This is a genomic window from Homoserinimonas sp. (assembly GCF_056262345.1).
The window spans coordinates 17,936-36,131 of sequence record NZ_JBACFR010000049.1 but is presented as its reverse complement, the minus strand read 5'-3'; the positions used below and the strand labels follow the sequence as shown (position 1 = coordinate 36,131).

Annotated in this window: 14 protein-coding genes and 1 pseudogene; 10 read left to right on the top strand and 5 right to left on the bottom strand. The window is 63.2% G+C overall.

The window, feature by feature from the left end:
- The 5 genes and pseudogenes from AC062T_RS02495 to mmsB all read left to right on the top strand — a co-directional run.
- Positions 1-583, top strand: a pseudogene (locus AC062T_RS02495) (L-arabinose isomerase); the annotation flags it as partial.
- A 28-nt stretch (positions 584-611) separates the two neighbouring features.
- Positions 612-1,730 (top strand): multiple monosaccharide ABC transporter substrate-binding protein, encoded by a 1,119-nt coding sequence (gene chvE, locus AC062T_RS02490; RefSeq protein ID WP_476027079.1) that lies wholly within the window; start codon positions 612-614, stop codon positions 1,728-1,730.
- A 97-nt stretch (positions 1,731-1,827) separates the two neighbouring features.
- Positions 1,828-2,934 carry a multiple monosaccharide ABC transporter substrate-binding protein gene (chvE, locus tag AC062T_RS02485; RefSeq protein ID WP_476027077.1) on the top strand — a complete coding sequence of 369 codons (1,107 nt, stop codon included), beginning with the start codon at positions 1,828-1,830 and terminating at the stop codon, positions 2,932-2,934.
- Positions 2,935-3,015: 81 nt separating this feature from the next.
- Positions 3,016-4,548 carry a multiple monosaccharide ABC transporter ATP-binding protein gene (gene mmsA / locus AC062T_RS02480; RefSeq protein WP_476027075.1) on the top strand — a complete coding sequence of 511 codons (1,533 nt, stop codon included), beginning with the start codon at positions 3,016-3,018 and terminating at the stop codon, positions 4,546-4,548.
- On the top strand, positions 4,549-5,901 hold the full coding sequence (gene mmsB, locus AC062T_RS02475) for a multiple monosaccharide ABC transporter permease (protein ID WP_476027073.1): 1,353 nt from the start codon (positions 4,549-4,551) through the stop codon (positions 5,899-5,901).
- A gap of 6 nt (positions 5,902-5,907) precedes the next feature.
- Here mmsB and AC062T_RS02470 read toward each other — a convergent pair whose 3' ends face one another.
- The 5 genes from AC062T_RS02470 to AC062T_RS02450 form a co-directional block, all read right to left on the bottom strand.
- Positions 5,908-6,966, bottom strand: a complete 1,059-nt coding sequence (locus AC062T_RS02470) for a LacI family DNA-binding transcriptional regulator (protein WP_476027071.1) — start codon at positions 6,964-6,966, stop codon at positions 5,908-5,910.
- Between the two features lie 81 nt (positions 6,967-7,047).
- Positions 7,048-8,058 (bottom strand): galactofuranose ABC transporter, permease protein YjfF, encoded by a 1,011-nt coding sequence (yjfF, locus tag AC062T_RS02465; RefSeq protein ID WP_108517684.1) that lies wholly within the window; start codon positions 8,056-8,058, stop codon positions 7,048-7,050.
- The gene (locus tag AC062T_RS02460; RefSeq protein ID WP_476027069.1) at positions 8,058-9,104 is read right to left on the bottom strand and encodes an ABC transporter permease; all 1,047 of its coding nucleotides are present in this window, start codon (positions 9,102-9,104) and stop codon (positions 8,058-8,060) included. Before AC062T_RS02460 ends, yjfF begins: the two co-directional genes overlap by 1 nt.
- Positions 9,101-10,711, bottom strand: a complete 1,611-nt coding sequence (locus tag AC062T_RS02455) for a sugar ABC transporter ATP-binding protein (RefSeq protein WP_476027067.1) — start codon at positions 10,709-10,711, stop codon at positions 9,101-9,103. The genes AC062T_RS02460 and AC062T_RS02455 overlap by 4 nt, the downstream gene beginning before the upstream one ends.
- Positions 10,712-10,780: 69 nt before the next feature.
- Positions 10,781-11,749, bottom strand: coding sequence for an ABC transporter substrate-binding protein (locus AC062T_RS02450; protein WP_476027085.1), 969 nt, complete (start codon positions 11,747-11,749; stop codon positions 10,781-10,783).
- 376 nt (positions 11,750-12,125) lie between these two features.
- Here AC062T_RS02450 and arfA point away from each other — a divergent pair, with 376 nt between their 5' ends.
- The 5 genes from arfA (at position 12,126) to AC062T_RS02425 (ending at position 18,191) form a co-directional block, all read left to right on the top strand.
- Entirely contained in the window at positions 12,126-13,634 is a 1,509-nt protein-coding gene (arfA, locus tag AC062T_RS02445) for an arabinosylfuranosidase ArfA (protein WP_476027065.1), read from the top strand.
- A gap of 210 nt (positions 13,635-13,844) precedes the next feature.
- Positions 13,845-14,834: an ABC transporter substrate-binding protein gene (locus AC062T_RS02440; RefSeq protein ID WP_476027063.1), complete on the top strand. Its 990-nt coding sequence runs from the start codon at positions 13,845-13,847 to the stop codon at positions 14,832-14,834.
- 65 nt (positions 14,835-14,899) lie between these two features.
- Positions 14,900-16,603, top strand: coding sequence for a dihydroxy-acid dehydratase domain-containing protein (locus AC062T_RS02435; protein WP_476027061.1), 1,704 nt, complete (start codon positions 14,900-14,902; stop codon positions 16,601-16,603).
- Positions 16,600-17,412, top strand: a complete 813-nt coding sequence (locus AC062T_RS02430; RefSeq protein ID WP_476027059.1) for an ABC transporter permease — start codon at positions 16,600-16,602, stop codon at positions 17,410-17,412. The genes AC062T_RS02435 and AC062T_RS02430 overlap by 4 nt, the downstream gene beginning before the upstream one ends.
- Before the next feature lie 2 nt (positions 17,413-17,414).
- Positions 17,415-18,191: an ABC transporter permease gene (locus tag AC062T_RS02425; RefSeq protein ID WP_476027057.1), complete on the top strand. Its 777-nt coding sequence runs from the start codon at positions 17,415-17,417 to the stop codon at positions 18,189-18,191.
- Positions 18,192-18,196: the final 5 nt, after the last annotated feature.

Below are 18,196 nucleotides of genomic sequence, written 5' to 3'. Positions count from 1 at the left end.
TTGGAAGACCGCGATCCTCGTGCGCACCGCCAATGTGATGGGGGCGGGGCTTGCGGGCGGCGCGAGCCTGATGGAGGACTACACCTACAACCTCGTGCCGGGCGACGAGAAGATCCTCGGTGCTCACATGCTCGAGGTGAGCCCATCGCTGACGACGTCGACGCCGAGCCTGGAGATTCATCCCCTCGGCATCGGGGGCAGAGAAGACCCGGTGCGCCTCGTCTTTACCGCAGATCCCGGGCCCGCCGTGGTTGTTGCGATGAGTGACATGCGGGACCGCTTCAGACTCGTGGCGAATGTCGTCGAGAACGTGCCCCTCGACGAACCGATGCCACACCTTCCCGTGGGCCACGCACTGTGGAGACCGGCGCCCGACTTTGCGACCTCCGCAGCTGCGTGGCTCACGGCCGGCGCAGCCCACCACACGGTTATGACAACCGCCGTGGGCATCGATGTCTTTCGCGACTTTGCCGAGATCGCTGGCGTCGAGCTTCTCGTGATCGACGAGCACACGACGCTCCGAGACTTTCAGCGCGAACTGCGGTGGAACGCCGCGTACTACCGACTCTCCCAGGGCCTATAGCCGCACCATCCCGCACCACCTCAACCACATGGAAGGAAGCACTGTGAACAAGAGAAAGTACCTCGCCGGCGTTGCCGCTGCGAGTGCACTCGTGCTCGGTCTCGCCGGATGCTCGGGAGATCGCTCGGGCGGCGCCGGCGATGATGCCGAAGGCGGCCTCGTGGGCGTTTCGATGCCCAGTCAGCAGTTGGAACGGTGGATTGCCGATGGAAACAATGTGCAGAGCGAGCTCGAAGAGCTCGGCTACGACGTTGACCTGCAATATGCCAACGACGACATCGCGACGCAGATCTCGCAGCTTGAGAACATGATTACGAGCGGCGCAAAGGCGCTCATCATTGCCTCGATCGACGGGACGACGCTGACGAGCGTGCTGCAGCAGGCCGCAGATGCCGACATCCCTGTGATCGCCTATGACCGGCTGATTCTCGGTTCGGAGAACGTGGACTATTACACGACCTTCGACAACTTTGCGGTCGGCGTGCAGCAGGCCACTTCGCTTCTCACGGGGCTGGGCGTGCTCGATGCGAGCGGAGCAGACACGGGAGAGGTGGGGCCCTTCAACATCGAGGTCTTCGCCGGCAGCCCCGATGACAACAACGCAACGTTCTTCTGGGACGGCGCCATGTCGGTGCTCGACCCCTACATGAAGAGCGGCGTCGTAGTCGTGCCCTCCGGGCAGACGGCCTTCGAGCAGGCGGCAACCCCCGGGTGGCTTGCCGAGAACGCGCAGGACCGCATGGAGAACCTGCTCACCATCATCGGTGACACCAAGCTCGACGCGGTTCTCGCACCCAATGATGGCCTCGCATCCGGCATCATCGCCGCGCTCAGCTCTGGTGGCTATGCGGGCGACATCCCCGTGATCACGGGCCAGGATGCCGACGTGGGAGGTGTCAAGGCGATCATCTCGGGAGAGCAGTACTCCACGATATTCAAGGACACTCGCCTGCTCGGTGCGCAGGCCGTCGAAATGGTGGACGCCATTTTGAACGACGAGGAGCCCGAGGTCAACGACACGAAAACGTATGACAACGGAGAAAAGATCGTGCCGTCGTTCCTGCTCGAATCGCAGGTCGTGACGCTCGACAACTACGAAGAAATCCTGATCGGGGGCGGCTACTACGAGGCGTCCGACCTCGAATAAGACCCGCTCTCACATCCCGGAGGGGCGCGGCGATGTCGTGCCCCTCCGGGGACCAAGAGAACGCCCAAGAGAAGTCCCAAGAGAAAAGGAACACCCAGTGAAAACAAAGAAGTTACTCACCGGCATCGCCGCCGCGAGCGCGCTCGTTCTCGCACTAGCAGGATGCTCGGGAGACCGCACAGGCGGAGGAGCAGAGGGAGACAGCGAGGGCGCCATCGTTGGCGTTTCGATGCCGACGCAGACCTCCGAGCGCTGGATCGCCGACGGCGACAACGTGAAGTCATCGCTCGAAGAACTCGGGTACAAAGTCGACCTGCAGTATGCCAACGACGAAATCTCGACCCAGCTCTCGCAGCTGGAGAACATGATCTCTGGAGGCGCTAAGGCGCTCGTCATCGCCGCAATTGATGGCACCGCGCTCACGGAGGTGCTGGATCAGGCAGCGGCCCAGGAGATCCCCGTGATCGCCTACGACCGCCTGATCAACGGGTCTGAGCATGTTGACTACTACACGACCTTCGACAACTTCGAGGTCGGCGTGCAGCAGGCAACCTCGCTCGTGACGGGCCTTGGCCTTCTCGACGAGAGCGGCGCAGAGACCGGCGCGACGGGGCCATTCAACGTCGAACTCTTTGGCGGCAGCCCCGACGACAATAACGCCACGTTCTTCTGGAACGGTGCGATGTCGGTGCTCGAGCCCTACATGGAGAGCGGCGTCATCGTCGTCCCCTCTGGTCAGACCCAGTTCGAGCAGGCCGCCATTCTGCGGTGGGACCCGGCAACGGCCCAGGACCGCATGGATGACCTGCTCACGGTGATCGGCGGCACCAAGCTCGACGGTGTGCTCTCCCCGTACGACGGTCTCTCGATCGGCATCATCTCGGCACTCACCGCTGGCGGCTACTCGGCAAGCGACCTGCCCATCGTTACGGGTCAGGATGCAGAAGAGGGCTCGGTGAAGTCCATCATCGCCGGCGAGCAGTACTCGACGATCTTCAAGGACACGCGCCTTCTCGGTGCGCAGGCCGTGGAGATGGTTGACGCCGTTCTCAATGACGAGGAACCTGAGGTCAACGACACGGAGACCTACGACAACGGCGAGAAGGTTGTGCCGTCGTTCCTGCTCGAGTCCACAATCGTCACGGTTGATAACTACGAAAAGGTGCTCATCGAGAGCGGCTACTACGACAAGGGCACCTTCTAACAGCTCCACACCCCGTTCGGTGGGGCGCTCTCGGGTGCCCCACCGAACATCCGCAACTTCGACAACGAATTGAGGCAGGGAATGGTCGCCAACATTCTCGAGATGCGCAGCATCACCAAGACCTTCCCCGGCGTGAAGGCGCTGCAGGATGTGAGTCTGAACGTGGCTCGCGGGGAGATCCACGCGATCTGCGGGGAGAACGGTGCAGGCAAGTCAACGCTCATGAAGGTGCTTTCGGGCGTATACCCGCATGGAACCTATGAGGGGGAGATCCTCTTCGAGAACGAGCCGGTGAGCTTTCGTGACATTCGCGACAGCGAGAAGAGCGGCATCGTCATCATCCACCAGGAGCTCGCCCTGAGCCCCTTTCTTTCGATTGCCGAGAACATCTTTCTTGGCAACGAGATTCAACGCCGTGGCTTCATCGACTGGAACAAAACCAACCTCGAGGCGGCAAAACTGCTGGCCAGGGTGGGCCTCAGTGACAACCCCACAACCAAGATCACGGATATCGGTGTCGGCAAGCAGCAGCTCGTCGAGATCGCCAAGGCCCTCTCCAAAGAGGTCAAGCTGCTCATTCTCGACGAGCCGACTGCGGCGCTCAACGATGAGGATTCTGCTCACCTGCTCGACCTGATCAAGCACCTTCAGGGCCAGGGGATCACGTCGATCATCATCAGTCACAAACTCAATGAGATTAAGGCGATCGCCGACAAGGTCACGATCATTCGGGATGGGCGCGCTATCGAGACGCTCGATATGAAGAGCGACGAGATTTCGGAGAACCGCATCATCAAGGGGATGGTGGGGCGAGACCTTGAGCACCGCTACCCCGACCGCACCCCCAAGATCGGCGAGGAGATCTTTCGCGTCGAGGACTGGACGGTGCATCACCCCACAGAGCACGACAGGGTCGTCATTCACAACGCCAACCTCACGGCGCGTGCTGGCGAGGTTGTCGGCATCGCAGGGCTCATGGGCGCTGGCCGCACGGAGCTGGCCATGAGCATCTTCGGCCGCTCCTATGGGTCGGGCATCTCCGGCCGCGTGTATGTGCGCGGCGACGAGGTCAAGGTCAAAACGGTTGCGGATGCGATCGCCAGCGGTATTGCGTATGCCACGGAGGACCGCAAGCGCTATGGCCTGAACCTCATCGAGGACATCAAGCGCAACATCTCGGCGGCCGCGCTGACCAAGCTGGCGAAGAGAGGGTGGGTCGACGACAACGAGGAGTACGTTGTCGCCGCCGACTACCGCAAGAGCATGAACATCAAGGCGCCCTCGGTCAACACCGTGACGGGTCAGCTTTCTGGCGGAAACCAGCAGAAGGTCGTGCTCTCCAAGTGGATGTTCTCCGACCCCGACGTGCTGATTCTCGATGAGCCGACCCGAGGCATCGATGTCGGGGCAAAGTACGAGATTTACACGATCATCAACAGGCTCGCTGCGCAGGGTAAGGCGGTCATCGTGATCTCCTCGGAGCTGCCTGAGCTCATGGGCATCTCCGATCGCATCTATGCGCTGTCAGAGGGCCACATCACCGGCGAAATGAGCATCGCGGACGCAACGCCCGAAGCGCTCATGCAGTACATGACGAAAGAGAAGGAGCAGTAGATGAGCGCCCTGAGAGATTCGCTGGGCTTCTTGGCCAGCAGGATGCGCCAGATCGGCATTTTCATCGCGTTGATCGTGATCGTGTTGCTGTTTCAGGTGCTCACGGATGGACGACTGCTCACCGCGGGCAACGTGTCGAACATCATCGTGCAGAACAGCTACATTCTGATTCTCGCGATTGGCATGGTCATGCTGATCATCGCGGGCCATATCGACCTGTCGGTCGGGTCGGTGGCTGCCTTCGTCGGAGCCATATCCGGCATCATGATCCAATCGTGGGGCACTCCATGGTGGGTCGCGATCATCGCGTCGCTGCTCATCGGTGCCCTGGTGGGGGCGTGGCAAGGGTTCTGGATTGCCTATGTGGGCATCCCTGCCTTTATCGTCACGCTCGCCGGCATGCTCATCTTCCGCGGGCTAACGCAGATTGTGCTGGGTAACCAACGCATCACCCCGTTCCCCAATGAATACCGCCAACTCGGCGGCGGCTACGTGTTCCCCCAGCTGTTTCCGGCAAGCGCTTCGGCGGCGGAGTGGATCACGGTGGGGCTCGGCGTCATCGCCCTCATCATGCTCGTGAGCTCGCAGGTCAAGGGCCGCATATCGCGCGTCAAGTACGGCCTCGAGGTCGAGCCGCTGGCCTGGTTCGTGGCCAAGCTCGCCTTCACCGGCGTGCTCGTTCTCGGCCTCACGTACCTGCTCGGCATTGCGCCGGGTTCGCGCGGCACCCCCATCGTTCTCCTCGTGCTCGGCGTGCTCGTGGTGGTCTACACCGCGGTCATGAACCGAAGCGTGTTCGGTCGCCACATCTACGCGAGAGGGGGCAACCTGCACGCCGCCCAGCTCTCGGGCATCAAGACGCAGAAGGTCGACTTTTACCTCTTCGTCAACATGGGTGTGCTTGCCGCGCTCGCCGGACTCGTTTTCACGGGTCGACTGAACTCCGCCGGGCCCGGGGCTGGCAACCTGTTTGAGCTCGATGCGATCGCGGCGGCCTTTATCGGCGGCGCTGCGGTCACCGGTGGCATCGGTACGGTCACGGGAGCCATAACCGGTGGTCTGATCATGGGTGTGCTCAACAACGGAATGTCGCTCATGGGCGTCAGTACCGACTACCAGCAGTTCATTAAGGGCATGGTGTTGCTGCTCGCCGTGGCGTTCGACGTCTTCAATAAGCGTCGCTCCGGCGGGCGCCGGGCGACACCCAAGTCGTGGGCCGTTGCGGAAAAGGCGAAGGGTGACGACAAGCCCAAGGACACGGGAAAGTCCGGTGCTCCCCAGGGTAGTGCGACCACTCCGCCTGCCCCCGAGGCTCCGGCGGCAGACACCCGGGTCGGGGTCTCTGGCGAGTGACCCCGGCTACGGCCGTCGCAGCTGGGGGGCTGCGACGGCCACGGGTGCCGGATGCGGCGGAGCTGTCGACTCGCGAGAGACAAGAGTCGGCACCCGCTGCGGAAGAGCATCCGGCACATCGTCCTCGTGCAGAAGGTCGAGAAGCCGCGCCATGATGTCGCTGCCCAGGCCGGCAAAATCCTGGTGCACCGTCGTGAGGGGAGGGGTGAAGAAAGCGCTCTCGGGGATGTCGTCGAACCCCACGATGCTCACGTCCTCTGGCACCCGGATGCCGCGCTCCCGCAGCGCGAACATGGCGCCAAGCGCCATCTGGTCGTTGCCGCAGACCATCGCCGTGAAGTCGCCAGCGGCCGCGAGTGCGCTGCCAAGTTGGTAGCCGCTGTGGGGGCTCCAGTCACCCTCGAGGGGAGCTCTCGCAACGAGCCCGGCCGCCGAGAGGGCCGCGCGCCATCCGCGCTCCCGTTCCGAGGCATCCATCGAATGACTAGGCCCGGCCAGATGCACTATGGAACGGTGCCCGAGGTCGATGAGGTGCTGCGTGGCGAGACGAGCACCGTGGAACTGGTCGATAGAAACGCTGTGGAAGCCGGGCCGTGAACTGCTGTCCACGGCGACAAGGGGCACTCCGATATCGAGCCCCTGAATCGAATCGAGGGCGCCGCGATGGGCGGCAATCAGAACCATGGCCTCGATGCTCTGGGACAGAAGGGTCTCCACAGCGGCTCGCATCGACACGGGGTCGGCCTCGAGCATGCTCGAGATGCTCACGTTGTAGCGGGCTCCGCGCGACGCCTCGGTGAAGGCCTGCAGTGTGGACGATGGCCCGTAATCGGGATTGCCCGTCGTGATGACGCCGATCATGCGGGATCGTCGGGTCACGAGGGCGCGGGCGTTGGTGCTGGGGCGGTATCGAAGCTGGCGGATGGCATCCTCGACCCGTTTGCGCGTGGCCGGGCGCACATTGGGCAGGTCGTTCACCACCCGAGAAACGGTCTGATGCGAGACCCCGGCGAGGCGCGCTACGTCGAAGATATTCGCGACGCGCGCCTTGTCCTCGCTACTCACCGTGCACGCCCCTTGAATCCGCCCTGCTCAAATTATGCCTGTGCATCGTGGTCTGGCCGCGCATCGCCGCGAACGACGAGCTCAGCGCTGCCGCGCGGTGAGGAGGCGCTGCAGGATGATGAACAGCAGCAACAGGCCGCCCACCACGATCCTCGTCCACCACGAACTGAGGGTGCCCTCGAAGCTGATGATGGTTTGGATCACGCCAAGCACAAGCACCCCGAGCAGGGAGCCAAGAACGAACCCGTAGCCCCCGGTGAGCAGGGTGCCGCCGATGACGACGGCGGCGATCGCATCGAGTTCCATTCCGACCGCCGTGAGGCTGTAGCCCGAGAGCGTGTAGAGGCTAAAGAGAATGCCGGCGATGCCGGAGCAGAACCCGCTGATCACATAGACGAGCACTTTGGTGCGCACGACGGGCAAGCCCATGAGGTGGGCGGACTGGCCGCCATCGCCAATCGCATAGACGGTGCGGCCCGTTCGGGTGAAGTGCAGCACGACAAAGGCGATGGCCACGACGACCACTGCGATGATCACGGAGGGGGTGATGCTGAGCCTGTCGGCCAGCGGTATTCGCGTCTGCGCGAGGCTCACGAAGAACGGATTGGTGATCGAGATGGAGTCGAGGCTGATCACGTAGCAGAGGCCTCGGGCCAGGAACATGGCGGCGAGCGTTGCGATGAAGGGTTGGATGTCGAAGTAGTGAATCACGAGGCCCACCAGCAGGCCGAGCCCCGAGGTAGCGACGAGCACGACGACGATGACGGCCGCGGGGTTCCAGCCGTCCCGAAGCAGACTCGCGGCCATCATGGTCGACAGTGCGACGACGGCGCCGACGGAGAGATCGATCCCTCCCGTAAGAATCACAAAGGTCATGCCCACCGCGAGCACGATGAGAAAAGCGTTGTCGATGAACAGGTTCATCACGACCTGGCCGGAGGCGAACCCCCGGTAGCGCGCAGAACCCACCCCGAACATGGCGACAAGCAGCACGAGGGTGACCAGAACAGACGTGTACCGGGACGACGGGATGAACCGAGCGAGCCTGCTGCGCGAGGAGAGCGGGGCGATCGGGGGGAGGGTCGTGGTCATTATGCCGCCGCCTTTGCCGTCGTGGGTGTCGTAGCCCTGCGCTTGCGCAGCCGCTCCTGCAGTGCGGGAGATTGCAAAAGACAGACGGCGATCACGACAAGCGCTTTGAAGACGAGCGTGATCTCGGGCGCGATACCGACCGTGTACACCGTCGTCGTGAGGGTCTGGATGATGAAGGCGCCGACGAGGGTGCCGGTGAGCGAATAGCGCCCGCCCATGAGGGAGGTGCCGCCGATCACGACCGCCAGGATGGCATCCATCTCGATCCAGAGGCCAGCGTTGTTGGCGTCGGCCGCCGTGACATTGGTGCTGATCATGATGCCGGCGACCCCAGCGCAGAATGCGCTGAAAACGTAGACGGTCCAGGTGATGCTCCGCGCCCTCACGCCAGCCAGGCGGCTGGCCGTGGGGTTAATGCCCACCGATTCGATGAGCATGCCGAGCGCGGTGCGCCGCGTGAGCAGCCCCACGATGAGGAACATGACGCCGGCGATGATGATTGAGGCGGGCAGGCCAAGCCAATAGCCGCCGCCGATGACCTTGTAGGCGGGGCCCGAGACCGTGATGATCTGACCCTCGGTGATGAGCACCGCGATGCCGCGGCCCGCCGTCATGAGGATGAGCGTGGCGATGATCGGTTGGATGCCGAAGACCGAGACGAGTAGGCCGTTCCACACTCCAAGAATGAGCGCGAACGCGAGAGCCACCCCGATGGCGACCAGAACGGTGTTGACGCTGCCGGGGTCGGGGGAGCCCGCGATGATCGAACACGCGAGGGCGCCCGAGATGGCCACGACCGCGCCGACGGAGAGGTCGATGCCTCGGGTCGCGATCACGAGCGTCATGCCGAGAGCGACGAGCAGGGTTGGTGACCCGTTGCGCAGGATGTCAATGATGCTGCCGAAGAGGTGTCCGTCGTGCACGCGAATAGAGAGGAACGAGGGGGAGACGATCACGTTGAGGGCGAAAAGGGCGATCAGGGTGATCACGGGCCAGAAGAGGCGGCTGCGAACGGCGCGGGAAGCGACGGCTTGTTGGGTGCTCATGCGCCTGTCCTCACGCTCGTGGTGCCAGACTCGGTGCCCGCGCTCGCGGTGCCGGGAGCTTCGCGGGCATCCGTATCGTCGTCTGAGCCGCTCGCGATGAGCGCCATGATTTCGCCCACCGTCACGTCGTCGTTGACGAAGTCGGCGACCTTGCGCCGGTCCCGCATGACGGCGACCCGGTGGCTCAACCGCAGAACCTCCTCGAGCTCCGCCGAGATGAAGAGAACCGACATGCCCTCTTCTGCCAGGTACGCAATCAGCCGCTGAATCTCGGCCTTGGCACCGACATCGATGCCTCTGGTCGGTTCGTCAAGAACGAGCAACCGCGGTGCAACCGCCAGCCACCGCGCGAGCAGCACCTTTTGCTGATTGCCGCCGCTGAGGTTGCGCACGAGCGTGTTGGGGTCGGAGGGGCGGATGCCGAGCGCCGAGATATAGCTGGTCGCGAGCTCTTCTTGCCGGCGTTTGGGGATCTGCCGGAACCACCCGCGATCGCTCTGCAGCGCGAGCACAATGTTGTCGCGCACGCTCAGGTCGTCAACGATGCCCTCGTGCTTTCGGTCCTCGCTTGAATAGGCGATGCGGTCTTTGAGGGCGGCGCGGGGCGAGCGGAATCGCCGCTGCTGGCCCGCGACCAGCAGGGTTCCGGTCTCGGCGCGGTCGATGCCGGAGATGAGCCGGGCGAGCTCCGTGCGGCCGGAGCCCAGCAGACCGGCGAGACCCACGATCTCACCGGGTTGGAGAGAGAGCGAGGTCGGCTCGACCGAGCCCTTTCGCCCGATTCCCTCGGCGGCGAGGAACGGCTCGGTCGCCGGGACGCCGGCCTCTGCGCTGGCCTTGGTGCGCGTCTCAAGCTTCTCCAGGAGCTCAATGTCCTTGCCGATCATCTTGTGCACGAGCTCGATGCGCAGGATTTGCTCGGTGCGGTATTCGCCCACGAGGGCGCCATTGCGGAGCACCGTCAGCCGGTCGGCGATCTCATACACCTGGTCGAGAAAGTGGCTGACGAAGAGCACGGCAACACCGTCGTTCTTCAGTCGGCGGATGATGCGAAAGAGTTCCGCGACCTCGTCGGCGTCGAGGCTCGACGTCGGCTCATCGAGAATAAGCACCTTCGCCTTGATGTCGATGGCCCTGGCGATGGCCACGAGCTGCTGCACGGCGAGCGAGTGCGAGCTGAGGGGAGAGGCAGGGTCGATGTCGAGGCTGAGGCCCTCGAGCACCTTTGCCGCGTGCCGACGGGTGGACTTCCAGTCGATGAGGCCGAAGCGGCGGTGCTCCCGCCCGAGCATGATGTTCTCGGCAACCGACAGATTCGAGAGCAGGTTGATCTCCTGGTACACCGTGCTGATGCCGGCCTCCTGGGCCTGCGCGGGGCCCGTCACGCTCAGTGGCTGGCCGCCCAGCAGGATGGTGCCGGAGTCGATTTCATAGACTCCGGTCAGCGCCTTGATGAGGGTGGACTTGCCGGCGCCGTTCTCTCCCATAAGGGAGTGAACCTCCCCGGGGTACATGCGAAAGTTCACGGAGTCGAGGGCCTTGACGCCGGGAAAGCTGATGGAGATGTCGGTCATCTCCACAACGGGGGCAGCGAGGGTGTCGCTCATGATTCTCCTCATTGAGACCGTGTGGGTGTGGGATGCGCCCGACCTCGATGGCCGGGCGCATCCGTCGTGCTAGTACTGGCGGTCGGGCAGGGCCTCGACCGCCTGCTCCTGCGTGAAGGTGGTCTCCTCTGTGATGATTCGGCTCTCCACGTCTTCGCCGGCGACGACCTTCTCCACGATCTCAACGAGCTGGGCTCCCAGCAGCGGTGAGCACTCGACGATGAAGTTGATCTTGCCGTCGGCCAGCGCCTGCATGCCATCCTTGACAGCATCGACCGTGACGATCTTGATGTCCTGGCCCGGCACAAGGCCCGCGGCTTCGATCGCCTCGATGGCGCCAAGCCCCATGTCATCGTTGTGCGCGTAGACCAGGTCGATGTCAGGGTTTGACTTGAGGAACGCCTCCATGACCTGCTTGCCGCCCGCGCGCGTAAAGTCGCCCGTCTGCGTCGCGATGATCTCGAACTTGGGGTCGGTAACAACGTTGCGGAATCCCTCTGCCCGGTCGTTGGCGGGTGCAGCACCCGTCGTGCCCTGCAGCTCCACGATGTTGACCTGATCGGTGTCGGCGAACTCCGTGTTCACCCAGTCTCCCGCGCGCTCTCCCTCGAGGATGAAGTCGGAGCCGAGAAACGAAACGTAGAGCGATTCGTCTTCTGAGTCGACTGCCCTGTCGGTTAGGACGACGGGGATGCCAGCATCCTTCGCTTCTTTCAGCACGGTGTCCCAGCCCGATTCAACGACGGGCGAGAACGCGATGACATCGACCTGCTGCTGGATGAAGCTGCGGATGGCCTTGATCTGGTTCTCCTGCTTTTGCTGGGCGTCGGAGAACTTGAGCTCGATGCCAGCGTCTTCGAAGGCCGACTTGATGTCAGTCGTGTTGGCGGTGCGCCAGCCGCTCTCGGCGCCGACCTGCGAGAAGCCGACGACGATGTTGTCGTCGCCCTCTCCGCTGCTGCCCGAGTCGCCTCCGGCGCAACCAGTGAGTGCGATGAGCAAGGCCGCTGTTGCCGCCAGGCCCGTAATTTTCTTGATCAACCTAAACTCCTTTGTTCAGTGATCCCGCGCTGTCGTGGTGGTTCGGGCGACACCCGGGTACCAATACGTGCTAGATGCCAGAATGTTAGCGCTCACAATTCGCGCTAACAATGGCAAATTGTCACGGTTAGATAACGGCGGCATCCAGTCTCCTGCTCTTCAGTGGAAGCGATGTCGCGCGACTGTATGGGCGCTAGCTCCGCCAGGGCGCTTAATTGTGAGGGTTCTCATGCGCTCGCGTCACGGGCGGCGGTGGCGGAGGGGCAAAGGCCGCAACATCCGCTCTTCCTCAGCGGCTCCTCGCCTGCTTGACTGGGGCGGCGAGACGGCAGTGCCGCTGTCTCGCCCCAGCGTGGAGTTAGGAGTCGCCGCCATGGCCAAGGCAACGCTCGCGATTGATCGCTCCGCAATCGTCGCCCGCATTGATCGACGACTATTTGGCTCTTTCGTGGAGCATCTCGGCCGGTGCGTTTACGACGGAATCTACGAGCCGGGTCATCCGACCGCGGACGGCGACGGCTTTCGCCGCGACGTGGTGGAGCTCGTCTCCGAACTCGGTACCACCACGATTCGGTACCCCGGAGGCAACTTCGTCTCGGGCTACCGGTGGCACGACGGCGTCGGGCCGAGGGATCAGCGGCCGGTGCGTCGAGACCTCGCGTGGCACTCGCTGGAGACCAACCAGGTAGGGCTCGACGAGTTCGCGCGCTGGGCCAAGCTCACCGGCAGCGAGATCATGATGGCGATCAACCTGGGCACGCGGGGAGTGCTCGACGCGCTCGATCTGCTCGAATATGCCAACCATCCCTCCGGCACGCAGCTCAGCGACCAGCGCGCTCGCAACGGCGCCACCGAGCCGCACGGCATTCGGATGTGGTGCCTGGGCAACGAAATGGATGGCCCGTGGCAGATCGGCGCCATGAGCGCGGACGACTACGGCTCTCTTGCCGCCCGCACTGCCGCCGCCATGAGAATGGCGCAGAGTGATCTTGAGCTTGTGGTGTGCGGCAGCTCGAGCTCGTCGATGCCCACCTTCGGGCACTGGGAGCGGGTCGTTCTCGAGCACACCTACGAGCACGTGGATTACATTTCGTGCCACGCCTACTACCAGGAGCGGGCTGGCGACCTCGGGAGCTTTCTCGCCAGCTCGCTCGACATGGAGTACTTCATCTCCGCCGTCGCCCGCGTCGCCGACGAGGTCAAACTCGCCAAGAACTCGAGTAAGACCATGAAGCTGAGCTTCGACGAGTGGAACATCTGGTACCTCGACGAGCATCGCGCGAGCCACGAGGTCAGCGAGACCGAATGGCCCATTGCGCCCCGACTGTTAGAAGACGTCTACTCGGTTGCCGATGCCGTGGTTCTCGGCAACCTGCTCATCACTCTGCTCAAGCACCACGACCGCGTTGCGAGTGCCTCGCTTGCGCAATTGGTTAATGTGATCGCCCCGATCATGACCGAGCCGGGCGGCCCCGCCTGGCGTCAGACCACATTCTTTCCGTTCTCAACGACATCGCGCATGGCCAAGGGCAGCGTCCTTCGCCCGGCCATCACGTGCGATCGCTATGAAACGGCTCTGTACGGGATGGCGGATGTTGTGGACGCGGTGGCGACGCTGGCGGATGATGGCGCGGCATCCGTCTTTCTGGTCAACCGCAGCGTGAATGAGCCGGCGACCGTCGTGATCGACGTGCGCGGGCTCGGCGTGAGCCGCGCCTCGGAGGCGCATCTGCTGCACGATGATGACCCGTATGCCAAGAACACGCTCGCGGAACAAGATCGGGTCGGGCTCCGGCCGCTTCTCGATGTCGTGCTCGACGATGGCACCCTCACCCTGACCCTGCCGCCCGTGTCATGGGCCGCGATTGGGCTCGCGCGCTGACTGCTGCCGGTACCCGCATTACCCCACTTCTGAGGTAGATGAACGGGTGCGTTCTGAGGCTTTTGCGATGCCGCAGGTCTGCCGCCGCTGCGGTGGCCATTCGGGTTTGCGCCGAGCGCTGCGCTATGCCTTAGTATCGAGCGAACGCTTTGCGGTCACCTGTACGCATAGTGTACATTCATGCATACCTATTCAAGGAGGAATAAAGAGATGGCACGTACGCGCCGCAACAGCCTGGGGATCATTGCCCTCGCCTCTGCCGCCGCCCTCACGCTCGCGGGATGCTCCGCGACCGAAGAGGCCCCGGCATCCGGTGAAACCAAGTCGGTCACCGTTGAGGCCGGGTTCATCCCGGTCATGGACCTCGCGGCCCTCTACCTCGGCGACGAGGTCGGCATCTTCGAGGACAACGGCATCGATCTCTCCATCAATGTTGGTGCTTCAGGCTCGGCTCTCGTGCCCTCCGTCGTCAGCGGCGAGTACCACTTTGCGTTCAGCAACCTCGTTTCACTTCTTCAGGCGCGCGACCAGGGCCTGCCGGTGCAGATCATCGGCGCCGGTTCGAGCTCGAGCGGCGAGGTCGGCGCAGACGTCACCATGATCCACGCAGCTCCCGACAGCGGAATCAACTCCGCCGCGGACCTCGAAGGCAAGACCGTGAGCGTGAACGCGCGCAACAGCCTGCTTGAGATGCTCGGCAAGATCGCCGTCGAAGCAGACGGTGGGGACCCCAGCAAGGTCAACTTCATCGAGCTCGGCTTCGCCGACGCCCTCGCTGCGCTCGAGGGTGGCACCATCGACGCCATGGTCGGTGCAGAGCCCTTCGGCACCGCCGCAATCGAGGCCGGATTCCCCGTAATCAGCTCGCCCTACGCCGAGATGTCGGATGAGAGCATGCTCACCTCCGCCTACTACTCGACTCAGAGCCAGATCGAGGCAGACCCCGAGCTCTTCGAGAACATCCGCCTTGCCATCGCGCAGTCGCTTGAATACGCCCAGGAGCACCCTGACGAGATTCGTGCGCAGCTCGTGAAGTTCGCCAACCTCGACGAGGCCGTCGCCCAGGGCGTCATTCTTCCGTCGTTCAACCCGAGCATTCCCGAGGAGTCCATTGCGCTCTTCTCCAAGTTTGCCAAGCAGTTCGGCGTGACCAAGGCAGAGATCGCCTACGACGACCTCGTCTGGTCTGCAGCTCGCTAGAGACCGCCCGCTAGAGACCGCACTGATTCGGCCCTGCTTTCACCACCACCGGGAGATAACGCACCATGCTTCGAAGTAACTTGCAGGAAGGTACGGCCCGGTGGGCTGTCCGCAGGGCCGAATGGCGAGCTCTGGGAATAACCGACGAAGAGATGGACCTCCCCAAGGTCGCTATCGTCAACTCATCGTCGGATCTCGCGGCCTGCTTCAGCCATCTCGACGAGATCGTCCCCGTGCTCAAGGCGGCTCTTCGTGACAACGGGATGCTGCCGTTCGAGATCAGGACGGTCGCGCCATCCGACTTCGTCACCAGCAACGGCAAGGGTGGCCGGTACATCCTTCCAGCCCGTGAGCTGATCGTCGGAGACATTGAGGCCGCGGTAGAGGGCGCACAGCTCGATGCGATGATCTGTCTCACCTCGTGCGACAAGACGGGGCCCGCCCACATCATGGCTGGCGCCAGGCTCAACATCCCCACCATCATCGTGGCGTGCGGCTACCAGCGGAACGCCCTGTCGGAGGACGGCGGTGCCGATATTGAGGAGGTCTTTCTCAAGGCGTCGCACCAGAGCCTCGGCACCCCCAACGTCGAGGAGATGCGCGCCCTATCCGAGGGCGCTATTCGCGGACCCGGTGTGTGTGCAGGACTCGGAACGGCCAATTCGATGCATATGGCCGCTGAAGCTCTCGGCATGGCACTGCCGGGCACAACCCCCGTCCGAGCCAACAGCGATTCAATGTGGGATTCGGTGAGCCGATCGGCAGCGGCCCTCGCCGACATGATCCGCGACGATGTTCGTCCCCGGGACATCATCACCGAAGGCTCGGTCAAGAACGCCATCACGCTCATGCTCTCGATCGGGGCATCCATCAATAGCGTCAAGCACCTCCAGGCAATTGCGGTCGAAGCAGGCCTCGAGATGGATGTCTGGGGTCTCTACATGTCGATGGGCCGGGAGACGCCCATGCTGTGTGCCGTGCGGCCCAACGGCCCCCACCTGATCGAGCAACTCGACGATGCAGGCGGGGCTGCCACCCTGCTGCGCGAGCTCTCACCGCTGCTCGACACCAGCGCCGTGACGGTCAGCGGGGGCACCCTCGCGCAGAACCTTGAACGGGCGCGACCGGCGGACGGCGACATCATCCGCAGTCTCGCCAATCCGTGGTCCACCGACCCGTCGATCGTCGTCGTTCGCGGCAGCCTCGCGAGCGAAAGCGCGGTGGTAAAGCTGCCGGTCGACGAGAAACGCAGGATGCAGTTCTCGGGCCCCGCCAAGATTTATCACTCTCGCGACGAGGCCATCACCGCTCTAGCCGCCGGCGAGATTTCTGAAGGCGATGTTGTTGTTATGCGGGGGATGGGCCTCGTTGGAGGCCCCGGAATGGCGTTCGCCTCGTCGTTCGTCTTCGCGCTCGACGGCGCCGGACTCGGCGAAAAGGTCGCCGTGGTCACCGACGGGCAGCTCAGCGGGCTAGTCAATAAGGGACTTGTCGTCGGAGAGGTCTCGCCAGAGGCCGCAACGGGAGGCCCTATTGGCCTGCTGCAGAACGGCGACATCATCAGCATCGATCTCGATGCCCGCACGGTAGACCTGCTCGTCTCCGCAGAGGAACTCGCTGCGCGGCCCGCCTTCGTGCCCGTCGTGACCGACCACATGGGCGGCTTTCTCGAAAGCTACCGGGCCAGCGTGCAGTCGTTGGCGTGTGGGGCAACGCAGTGCGCGCCTGTTCGGAGTGCATCGACGATTCGCAAGACGGGGGCAGCATGAGTGCCGCGACCCACGGCAGAGGCCCCTCCCGTCTCGGAGCGGTAGTGAGCCGACTCAATGTGCTCTCGGGCTTTGCCGTTCTTGTTGCGCTCTGGGAGTTCGCGCCTCGCCTCGGGCTCGTCAACGCGACTTACTTTCCTCCCCTTAGTGAGCTAGTCGCGGAGCTCATCCGGTTAGGCTCCACGCCGCTCCTCTGGGAATACGTGCTGAATACCTCCCGCACGTGGGCCATCGGCCTGCTGGCGGCAGTCGTCGCCGGCGTCGTGGTCGGTCTCGTCATTGGGCTCGTCCCAGGACTTCGCAAATACACCTACTCGACGGTCGAGTTCTTGCGCCCGATCCCCTCGGTGGCGTTGATTCCAGCGGTCATCCTGATCTTCGGCACGAAGTTTGAATCCGGCGTGGTTCTCATCATCTACGCCGCGTTTTGGCAAGTGCTTCTGCAGGTTCTTTACGGGCTCACCGACATCGATGCTGTTGCACGAGACACATCACTGTCGTTCCGCTTCACCAAGTGGGGATACATAAGAGAGGTCGTCTGGCCGACCATCTTGCCGTACCTTTTCACGGGTATTCGCCTCGCGGCGGCTACCGCGCTGGTGCTGGCGATTACGGGTGAGATGGTGATCGGCACCCTCGGGATAGGGCGCGGCATCGCGTTTGCCCAGACCGCGGGCGACGTCTCGACGATGTATGCCCTCGTCATCGTCGCGGGCATCATGGGCGTGCTCGTCAATGTGCTCGCTCGCCAACTCGAAAAGCGCGTGCTCTGGTGGCACCCGTCGGTACGGAACGCGGAGGCCAACTAATCATGAAGAACGTGCTGTCAAAGGCATGGGTGGCTCTGGCCTTGCCCGTAGCCCTCTTCGCCCTCTGGTTCGTCTCGAGCATGGGCTCGACTACCTTTTTCTTTCCCCCTCTCTCGCTCATCCTCGAGAAGTTTGGTGAGCTGTGGCTCGGAGAGCGACTCACGGCAGATGTGCTCCCCAGTGTGGGGAGGCTCCTCCTGGGGTACTCGATCGCGGCGATCGCTGGCATAACCCTCGGAGTGCTTCTCGGCCTCTCTCGACGGGTTCGAGTCGGTGCCGAGCCCGTGCTTGAGTTCTTCCGTGCCATCCCGCCACCCGTGCTTGTTCCCGTGCTGATGCTGCTCACGGGCTTCGGAGACACGATGAAGATCATCGTGATTGTCACCGGGTGCATCTGGCCGATCCTGCTCAATACAGTCGAGGGCGTCAAAGGCCACGACTCGGTCATCGATGACACGTGTCGCACGTTTCAGATCCGAGGATTCGCGCGGATTTGGCACTTCATCCTGCCGTCCGCGACCCCGCAGATCATGGCTGGAATGCGGACCGGCCTATCGATCGGCATCATCCTGATGGTCATTAGCGAGATGTTTGCCGCAACTAGCGGCCTCGGAGCAGCCATCATCCAGTTCCAGCGGAGCTTTCAGATCGCAGAAATGTGGAGCGGGGTGCTCGTGCTCGGCATCATCGGCTTTGTGCTCTCGATGCTGTTCCAGCTCCTCGAGAAGAGCCTGCTCGGTTGGTACCACGGCATGAAAGATTTGGAAAGGAAGTCATGAGCGAC